The 8847-nt window shown below is 71.7% G+C and carries 6 protein-coding genes; 3 read left to right on the plus strand and 3 right to left on the minus strand.

Annotated elements, in window-relative coordinates:
- Positions 1-56: 56 nt before the first annotated feature.
- The gene (locus tag ACFUN8_RS16760) at positions 57-323 is read left to right on the plus strand and encodes a hypothetical protein (RefSeq protein WP_382564881.1); all 267 of its coding nucleotides are present in this window, start codon (positions 57-59) and stop codon (positions 321-323) included.
- Positions 324-489: 166 nt separating this feature from the next.
- Here ACFUN8_RS16760 and ACFUN8_RS16765 read toward each other — a convergent pair whose 3' ends face one another.
- Positions 490-2517 carry a heavy metal translocating P-type ATPase gene (locus ACFUN8_RS16765; RefSeq protein WP_383637281.1) on the minus strand — a complete coding sequence of 676 codons (2028 nt, stop codon included), beginning with the start codon at positions 2515-2517 and terminating at the stop codon, positions 490-492.
- Between the two features lie 95 nt (positions 2518-2612).
- Here ACFUN8_RS16765 and ACFUN8_RS16770 point away from each other — a divergent pair, with 95 nt between their 5' ends.
- Positions 2613-3047 (plus strand): ArsR/SmtB family transcription factor, encoded by a 435-nt coding sequence (locus ACFUN8_RS16770; RefSeq protein ID WP_383637284.1) that lies wholly within the window; start codon positions 2613-2615, stop codon positions 3045-3047.
- A 32-nt stretch (positions 3048-3079) separates the two neighbouring features.
- Here ACFUN8_RS16770 and ACFUN8_RS16775 read toward each other — a convergent pair whose 3' ends face one another.
- The gene (locus ACFUN8_RS16775; RefSeq protein WP_383637287.1) at positions 3080-3916 is read right to left on the minus strand and encodes an alpha/beta fold hydrolase; all 837 of its coding nucleotides are present in this window, start codon (positions 3914-3916) and stop codon (positions 3080-3082) included.
- A 725-nt stretch (positions 3917-4641) separates the two neighbouring features.
- Here ACFUN8_RS16775 and ACFUN8_RS16780 point away from each other — a divergent pair.
- Positions 4642-6660 (plus strand): hypothetical protein, encoded by a 2019-nt coding sequence (locus ACFUN8_RS16780; protein ID WP_383637290.1) that lies wholly within the window; start codon positions 4642-4644, stop codon positions 6658-6660.
- Between the two features lie 384 nt (positions 6661-7044).
- Here the strand turns inward: ACFUN8_RS16780 and ACFUN8_RS16785 are convergent.
- Positions 7045-8847 (minus strand): hypothetical protein (locus ACFUN8_RS16785; RefSeq protein WP_383637293.1); only part of this gene is annotated, 1803 nt, incomplete at its 5' end.

Genomic DNA, 8847 nt, shown 5'->3' on the forward strand with positions numbered 1-8847 from the left:
ATGTGCCGGCCGGCGCCCCGCCCTCGGTTGTCAGTGGTGGCTGGGATGCTGCCCTGATGGACGAATTGATGCGGCGGCGGGTGTACGGCGCCGACCATGACGACCCGGATCCGGGGCCTCGGCCGGGCCGCGCGTACCGCGAGCTGTGCGCGGGTCCGCTGGACGGGCTGCTCCTGGACGTGACCGGCTGGACGGACGAGGAGCTGGGCGCCGGCGCGATGCTCGTGACGGAGATCGGGGCGTACGGGCCGGGTGGGCGCGCCGGGTACGGGCCGCGTGCCGGTGATTCGAGACGGTGGGACTGGCAGGGCGACAGCCCGTGACGGCAACTGTCCGCTGTCCGATCAACGACCGACGGCACACCTCCGCGTGCCCGCCCCGACGCGCCGCCGGCCGACCCGGACCTCACGTCCCCGTCCGGCGGCGCCCGTCGCGCGTTCAGGGCCCCGTCCGGCGGCTCACGTCGTACCCGAAGCCGTGTCCGGCGGCTCATGTGACGGCCTCGGCGCCGGCGCGCTTCCACGCGGTTTCGCGCAGCAGGCGCAGGCCGTTGAGACCGACGATGACGGTGGATCCTTCGTGGCCGAGGACACCGAGCGGCAGCGGCAGGTTCCCCGCGAGGTCCCAGACCACAAGGCCGGTGATGAACACCGAGGCGATGACCAGGTTCTGTACGACGAGGGCGCGGGCGCGGCGCGAGAGCGCGACGACCGTGGGGACGGTGGCGAGTTCGTCCCGGACGATCACCACGTCGGCGGTCTCCAGCGCGAGGTCGGATCCGGCGCGGCCCATGGCGACGCCGGTATGGGCGGCGGCCAGCGCGGGAGCGTCGTTGACTCCGTCGCCGACCACCAGGACCTTACGGCCGGCCATCTCCTGATCCCGGACGGCGGCGGCCTTCTCCTGGGGCAGCAGCCCGGCGCGTACGTCGGTGATGCCGACCTCGGCGGCCAGACGCGCGGCGGCACGCGGGTTGTCTCCGGTGAGGAGCATCGGGGTGGCACCGGTGAGCCGCGCCAGGGCGGCAACGGTGGCGGCGGCGTCCGGCCGTAGCCGGTCCGCGATGCCCAGCACACCTGCCGGCACGCCGTTCACCCGGACCAGCACGGCGGTGCGGCCACCCTCCTCCAACTCACTCGCGAGCGTGGCGGCGGGGGAGGGCGACGTGTCCTGGTCGCTCCGGTCGTCCTGATGGCCGTTCAGCGGCCGGGAAGGGGCGCCCACCTCGATCTTGTCGCCGTTCACGGTGGCCGTGACGCCGATGCCGGGGGACGAGCTGAAGTCCACGGCGGTGGGCAGTGCGAGACCGCGCGCACGGGCGGCGTCCACCACCGCGCGGGCCAGCGGGTGTTCGCTGGCGTGCTCGGCCGCCGCCGCGAGCGTGAGCAGGGCGTCCTCGCCCGGACCGGGGACGTTCAGGCCGGCGCCGTCCAGCGGCAGGATGTCGGTGACGCGCGGAGTGCCCTCGGTCAGCGTTCCGGTCTTGTCCAGGGCGACCGCGTCGACCTGACCGAGCCGCTCCATGACCACGGCGGACTTCACCAGCACACCGTGCCGGCCCGCGTTCGCGATCGTCGAGAGCAACGGAGGCATCGTCGCCAGCACCACGGCACACGGCGAAGCGACGATCATGAAGGTCATCGCACGCAGCAGCGAGCCGGTCAGTTCGGCACCGAAGGCGAGGGGGACCAGGAACACCGCGAGGGTGGCGACGACCATGCCGATCGAGTACCGCTGCTCGACCTTCTCGATGAACAACTGCGCGGGGGCTTTGGTCTCGGAGGCTTCCTCGACCATTTTCACGATGCGGGCGATCACGGAGTCCGAGGCGTCCCGCTCGACCTCGACCCGTAGCGCACCCGTGCCGTTGAGGGTGCCGGCGAAGACCTCGTCACCCGGCTCCTTGGTCACCGGAAGCGGTTCGCCGGTGATGGTGGCCTGGTCGACCTCGCTCACTCCCTCCCGTACGCGGCCGTCGGCCCCGATCCGCTCGCCCGGGCGGATCACGACGGTGTCCCCGACGGCGAGTTCCTCGGTCACCACGCTTTCCTCCGTGCCGTCGGCCAGGAGCCGGGTGGCGGTGCTGGGAGCGAGATCGAGCAGTCCGCGCACGGAGTCCGCGGTGCGCGCGGTCGCGACGGCCTCCAGGGCGCCGGAGGTGGCGAAGATGACGATCAGAAGCGCCCCGTCGAGGACCTGCCCGATGGCGGCCGCGCCGAGGGCGGCGACCACCATCAGCAGATCCACGTCCAAGGACCTGTCCTTGAGGGCCTTCAGGCCCGCCCGTGCCGGTTCCCAGCCGCCGGTGAGGTACGTGACGGCGAACAGCGGCCCCCATGTCCACGCCGGCGCTCCGAGCAGGTCGAGGGGGAGAGCGATCAGGAACAGCACCAGGGAGACCGTCGCCCGGCGGGCTTCGGGCAGAGCCAGGACGGGGGTGCGCCGTCGAGTGGCGGCGGGCGCGGCGAGGCGCGGCGGTGCGGGCTTGGTCGGGGTGGCGGGCATGACGGAGGGCATGACGGCGGGAGTCCTTCACGGGAGGAGGTCGTGGCCCTCAACATACAGGAATGCTTGAACAGCTATTCATGTGTTCATTCCGTAGAATGGCGACCATGGGCCATGGAGCGAACACACCGGACAGCAGCGCGACGCCACGCACCCGGCTGACTCCGGAGAACGCGCCCCAGGTCGCGACCACCCTCCAGGCGCTGGCCACGCCGTCGCGTCTGCTGATCCTCGCCCGCCTGCGCGAAGGCCCGTGCGCCGCGACCGAGTTGGCCACGGCGGTCGGCATGGAACAGTCCGCCTGCTCCCACCAGCTACGCCTGCTGCGCAACCTCGGCCTTGTCACGGGCACCCGCGAGGGCCGTTCCGTCGTCTACGCCCTCCACGACGACCACGTCGCCGGCCTACTCGACCAGGCGCTCTACCACGTGGAACACCTCCGCCTCGGTACGACCGACACCACCGACATCACCGACACCACCGGCACCTCCGCCGAAGCGCTCCCGCAGAAGAAGGGGGCCGCGCCCGCCGCAGCGCGCTGAACCGGCGCACGGCCCTTCGCCCGAGGTCGCGCCTACTTCTTCGCCCTGCCGGATGTGGCGTGGGCGGCGGCACGGATCTGGTCGGTGACCAGGTCGGGGTGCGAGATCATCGCCACATGCGAGGAGTCGACCTCGACGGTGCGGGACTTGGCGCGCTTCGCCTCGAAACGCTCCAGATCCGGCGCGATGGCCTTGTCGTTCCTCGCGACAACGGCCCACGACGGGATCGACTTCCACGCCGCCGCGGTCGCGTTCTGCGCGAACCCGGCAGCGGCGACCGGGCGCTGCTCGACCGCCATCTCCCTGGCCTGCCCCTTCGGCAGGTCGGCGGCGAACACCGCGTGGAACTTGGCGTTCTGGATGTACAGGTCCGTCCCGCTGGTCTTCCCGTCCGTGTACGGGACCTCCCGCAGCGCGGGGGCGAGTTCGCTGCCCTCGAACTTCGTCGAGAGCGCGGCGGGGCTCTCACCCACGTCCGGCATGAACGCCGACACGTACACGAGGGCCTTGACGTTCTTGTTGCCGGCGGCCGCCTGGCTGATGACCGCACCACCGTACGAATGGCCGGCGAGGACGATCGGCCCGTCGATCGACTTGAGGATCGACGCGACGTAGGCGGAGTCGCCGAGCACACTCCGCAGCGGGTTCGGCGGGGCGACCACCGGATACCCCTCGTGCTGGAGCCGCTCGACCACCCCGTTCCAGCTCGACGCGTCCGCGAACGCGCCATGGACCAGCACCACCGTCGGCTTCGCGCCCCGACCGGCCGGCTCGGAGTTCCCACTGCCGGACGGGTCCCCGCCGGCGACGGCCGAGCCGGTGGCGAACACCCCCGCGGTCAGGGCCAGGGACAAGGCACCCACGCGCATGAGGCGACGTCGTACCGGGCGGAGGGAAGGGGGTGACACAACCATGGGAGGGCTCAATTCTGCTGGTGGGGAAGCGGAGGTCGCTCTCAGTGTTGATCCGACTCCTGAGGTGCGCGCCCTGGTTGCGGCGGGTGAGTGAACGTGGCCGGTACCTGGCCGGCGCCGCCTCCGGTCGTCCGCCCTGCGTGGGTCATGCAGAACTTCGCCGAACAACAGCTGTACGTGGTGTCCGGGGCGCGATCACCGTGCCGACGTCCGGAGGCGCGGCGGCGTCCGTCGCCACGGCCGACATCGCAGCGGTCGCCGACGAGACCCTGGCCGGTTCCGGTGCCGGCACGGCGTACGCGCCCACCGCTCCCGAAGCGCTCACGGTGGCGGGCGCTGCCGCTCCTGCGCGACGGCGGCCGGATCGTCAACATTTCCTCCGCCACCACCCGGATCGCCCTGCCCGAGACGACGCCACGGGCGGCCTGCACCTGGGGCCGGGCGGGTTCCGCGGCTAGGGAGGCGTCCTGTCGATCGGGCCGGATCGACAAGACACCCCCAGAGGTCCGGTTGTCCACGTCCCGCGGCCGGTCCGCCCGGGGGAACGGATCAAGTTCACCCGGCTTCGGCGGCGTTGACCGCCTAGAGTTGCGGCATACATGAGGGCACGTCAGGACGGCGGATCGCAGCGTCCGTCCACGGGCGTCCCGGGCGTGGGACATCGGAGTCGGGCGGACCGCATGGCGTATGAACTTCCTCCGGAGATTGTGCACTTCGTCAATCGGGAGGACGAGCAGAACCGGGCCTTCACCGCGGTCGCCGACTGGCACGCGCGCTCCCGGCCGCTGTGCCTCGCGTTGAGCGGACCCGGCGGATCGGGCAAGACGGAGCTGGCCTTCCGGATCGCCCGCGCGCTGCGCGACCAGTACCCGGACAGCGTGCTGTACGTGGATCTCGACGACTTCCGGCGGGACGGGGCGGTGGTGGTCGCCGACGCGGTGGGCCAACTGCTCGTCTCGCTGGGCGTCGCCCCCGAGATGCTGGCGCCCTCCTTCAAGGGACGCTGTAAGCAGTACTGGACCCGGACCGACGGCAAGCGGCTGGTCGTGGTGATCGACAACGCGCGCTACGGAGCGGAGGTCGTACCACTGCTCCCGGGGTCCGGCGCCAGTGTGGCGATCGTCGCGAGCCACGGTCCGCTGTACGACATCGAGGACGGCGCCGCGGTCGATCTGGAGCTGCATCCGCTGGACGACGCGGATTCCGCGGAACTGCTACGGCTCGTGGTAAGCGATCAGCGCCTCACGGACGAGCCCGAGGCGGCGCAGGGGGTCGTCCAGCTCTGCTCCGGTCTGCCGGCCGCCCTGCACGTGGCCGCCCGGTGGATCCGTAAGTACCGCCGACGGCCCCTGTCCCGCCTGCTCGCCGAACTGTCGAAGGAGCTGAACGAGAAGGGCGTGCCGGTGGTCGAGAAGGTGTGGGACGCGGCGTATCTCAGCCTCACCTCGGAAGCCGCCCTGCTCTACCGACTGCTGGCCGAACATCCAGGACCGTCGTTCACCCCGGAATCCGCCACGGCGCTTCTCGGGCTCGGAAGGGACGCGGCCGACGATGCGCTCGAAGAACTGGAGATCGCCGGGCTGCTCGACACACGTGAGGTGCCCGGCACCGCGGACGGCGGGATGCGGCTGCCCGAGCTGATGCGCGCGCACGCCCGTCGCCGGGCCAGGAACGACGGGGCGGAGCGGGAACGGGCCGAGGCACAGCGGCGTAGTGTGATCTGGTTCCTGCGGCAGGCCCAGCGGGCGGACGCCTTCGCCGCCGGCCGGAGGCTGGTCGTGGCGGACGCCGTTCCGCCCGTCGAAGGCGCCCCCGACTTCCCGCTCCCGGATCCCGCCGACGCCGAGCGGAACGGGCAGCCCGAGGAGGCCAGGAGAAGGGCTCGGCGCGCGGCACGTTGGCTGCACGCCGAACGACACGCGCTGTACGCCTCGGTGCGTCTCGCGCACTCGCTGGGCCTCGACACGGAGACATGGGCCCTGTGCGAACCTCTGTGGACGCACTATCTCGACCATCCCCAACCCGCCGACGACATCGAGGTGTTCGGCCTCGGCGTCGCGGCGGCAGGGCGCGCCGGGGACCTGCCCGCGCTGGTCCGTATGCGGTGCCAACTGGCTCGTCCCCTGTGGGAACAGGGGAGAACGGACGAGGCGGCGCAGGAGCTGGAGCGGGCGCTGGCGACGCTGGACACGCTCGGGGATTCCGCGCGGACGAGCAAACTGCGGGCGTCCGCCGTTGAGTTCCGAGGCATGCTTCACTCGGTCCGAGGCGACTGGGCCGCCGCCGCGGCGGACTTCCGGCGCTCCCGCGACGTGCACCGCACGATCTCCAACACTTACGGCGTCACGCTCCAGACCTACCGACTGGGCCAGGCGACCGCCGAACTCGGCGACTTGGACGAAGCGGCCCAACTGCTGGAGCAGGCCCACCGATCGGCCGTCGAACTGGGACGTGAGCGGCTGTCCGGGCGTATCGGTTTCGCGTGGGGCGGCGTCCTGCGCGGACTCGGACGTACCGGAGAGGCGCGGGTGCTGTACGACGACTCACTCGCCAGCGCCCGCGGCCGGGGCTCCGACGCCGACGAGCAACGGATCCTCGACGCGTTCGCCGAACTGGCCGACGAGGAGGGGCACCCTGACGAGGCAGAGGCACACCGGGCGTCCGCCCACGCCATTCGCGCCCGGAACGGCCTCGCCTAGGCCGTTTCCTGTGGCTCTTCGCCAGTCCTGTGCGGCCTGGATACGGTGACGGCATGACGGCGATCCTGCGGCACCCTCGACCTGGGTTCGTATGGGACTGGTGGGCAGTGGATGTTCAGGGCTTCCTCGTGCAGTTCTGCGACGGCGAGTTGCCGACCTACACCCGCAACGGCGTCCCGGACCTCCCGTTGCGGCTGACCGACGCACCGGCAGCCATCGCCGACGTCGCGGCCCTGGTTGAACTGCACCGGGCAGACCGGGCAGACCGGATGAAGATGGCGGCGAGGTGGAGTCCGATCCGGCGGCAACGGCTCCATCCGCGCCCACTGCATGTCAGTCAACGACACACATCAACCAGCGATCTGATGATCCATAAGAAACGGCCTAGAGGACCCGCGCCGCCTCCTCCGCGGTGGCGGGGGAGAGGCGCACCGCGTACCGCCGGTCTCCGATCACGCAGGTCACAGAGGGCGTAGAGGTCGCAGAGCCCATAGAGGTTGCGGAGGCCACAGCGGCTGCAGAGGTGAACTGCCCGCCCGACGCGGCCAGTCGTGCGTGAACCGCGGAGAGCACGGCCGCCGGATCGCTGTGGACGATCCGGCCGTCCTCCTGCGGTGCTTCGATCCGGACGGACAGCAGCGAACCGCCCCGGACCCGCACGACACAGTGCGTCGGGGACAGTACGGCAGCCGCGGTACGGCAGCCCGGGTAGCTGTCGAGCGCGTGAGAGGTCCAGCCGGCCACGGTCCACACGACGCTGTACGGAGCGGCTGTCGCTGACTGGCCTATACGCAGGTACAGCAACGCCGCACTCTGCAACTGCCGTTCCCCGGCCGCGCCGTACTCGGCGGCGAGGTGGTGCGCGGGCGCCTCGAAGTGGCTGGGGAAGCGCTCGATGTGCGTCTCATCCTCGTCGAGACGTACGCGTACGGCGAAGGCGGACGGTGTACGAGAGGGCGGAGCCGGAATCGGCAGCAGCCGGGCGGCGGCGGGGACGGCGGGCGGGACGAGATCGAGCAGCCGGTACAGCTCCCGCCGGAGCCGTACCAACGCGCTCTCACGCTCGGCGGAGGCGGTCGAGATGACGGTGAACGCGGAGGTGGCGGCAGCCCGTCCGGTCCCCGCCCGATAACTGCCCAGCGCCTCTTCGAGGTCGGCGGAGCGGTCCAGGCGTGGTGCGCGGGCCAGGAGTTCCGCCATGGGGCTGCCGGGGATCAGCTCGTCGCCCCCGTCGTAGGCGGCGAGCACCGGACCGTCCAGCGCGGCCGCGAAATACAGCGCGGTCGAACCGTGATCGGTGATCAACGCGTCGGCGGCCACCAGGATCGAGGCCCACTCCTCGTGCGGCCGGGCGAGGATCATCCCGGCGTCGAGCGCCGGCGCGAGCTGCTCCGACAGGTCGAACTCACCGGTCCGGCTCCACTGGTTGGGGTGCACGATCAGCGCGAGCTGGTACGCGTCCTGCGGAAGGCGGGCGGCGAGTTCGCCGGGGAGACTCGCACGACGCCGGAGCAGGGACTCCTCACCCCAGGTGGACGTCAGTGCGACCAGCCGCCTGCCACCCGTCCCCAGCGCGGCGCGGAAGCTGTCGCGCAGGGCGAGCGAGGCGAGGACCCGCTCCAAGGTCGGATCACCGACCACGGTGGCGCGTGCCGCCGCTTGCGGACTGAGGGCCGCCAGCCGGTCGATCTGGCTGGGGTGGGCCAAGGCGTGCAGAGCGGGCGGTGCACCGCCGTCCGGCACCAAGTACGTCGGATCCAGGCCCGACGCCTCTCCCGCGGATCCCTCACCGCGGAACGTCTTGCCGAAGCCGGCGCCGTGCGGCAACAGCACGCGGGGGCCCCGCAGGAGATGCAGCGCACCCTTCGGACTCGCGGTGACGATCAGGTCGTACGAGCCGCGGCACGCCTCGTCCCAGGGGACGGTGTGCGCGCCCACCCGTTCGATCGCCGCGAGCGCGTCGACCCCGAACGCGGAACCGGGAACGAGCGTGAAGACTCGGCTGACGCGCTCGTCACCGGCGAACACCGGAAGGACGTCGAGCAACCTGTACAGAGCGATCGCCGAGCGCGCGGCGAACAGAACCGCCCGTCGCCCGTCGCCCGTCGCCCGTCGCCCGTCGCCCGTCGCCCGTCGCCCGTCGCCCGTCGCCCGTCGCCCGTCGCCCGTCGCCCGTCGCCCGTCGCC

Source organism: Streptomyces sp. NPDC057307 (assembly GCF_042667665.1).
In the GTDB taxonomy this organism is placed as follows: Bacteria; Actinomycetota; Actinomycetes; order Streptomycetales; family Streptomycetaceae; genus Streptomyces.

Bases quoted from the DNA above. Each gene is read 5' to 3' on its own strand.
- ACFUN8_RS16770 (WP_383637284.1), top strand. From the start codon at position 2,613: ATGGGCCATGGAGCGAACACACCGGACAGCAGCGCGACGCCACGCACC.
- ACFUN8_RS16775 (WP_383637287.1), bottom strand. From the start codon at position 3,916: ATGCGCGTGGGTGCCTTGTCCCTGGCCCTGACCGCGGGGGTGTTCGCC.
- ACFUN8_RS16760 (WP_382564881.1), top strand. From the start codon at position 57: ATGGACGAATTGATGCGGCGGCGGGTGTACGGCGCCGACCATGACGAC.
- ACFUN8_RS16780 (WP_383637290.1), top strand. From the start codon at position 4,642: ATGGCGTATGAACTTCCTCCGGAGATTGTGCACTTCGTCAATCGGGAG.
- ACFUN8_RS16765 (WP_383637281.1), bottom strand. From the start codon at position 2,517: ATGCCCTCCGTCATGCCCGCCACCCCGACCAAGCCCGCACCGCCGCGC.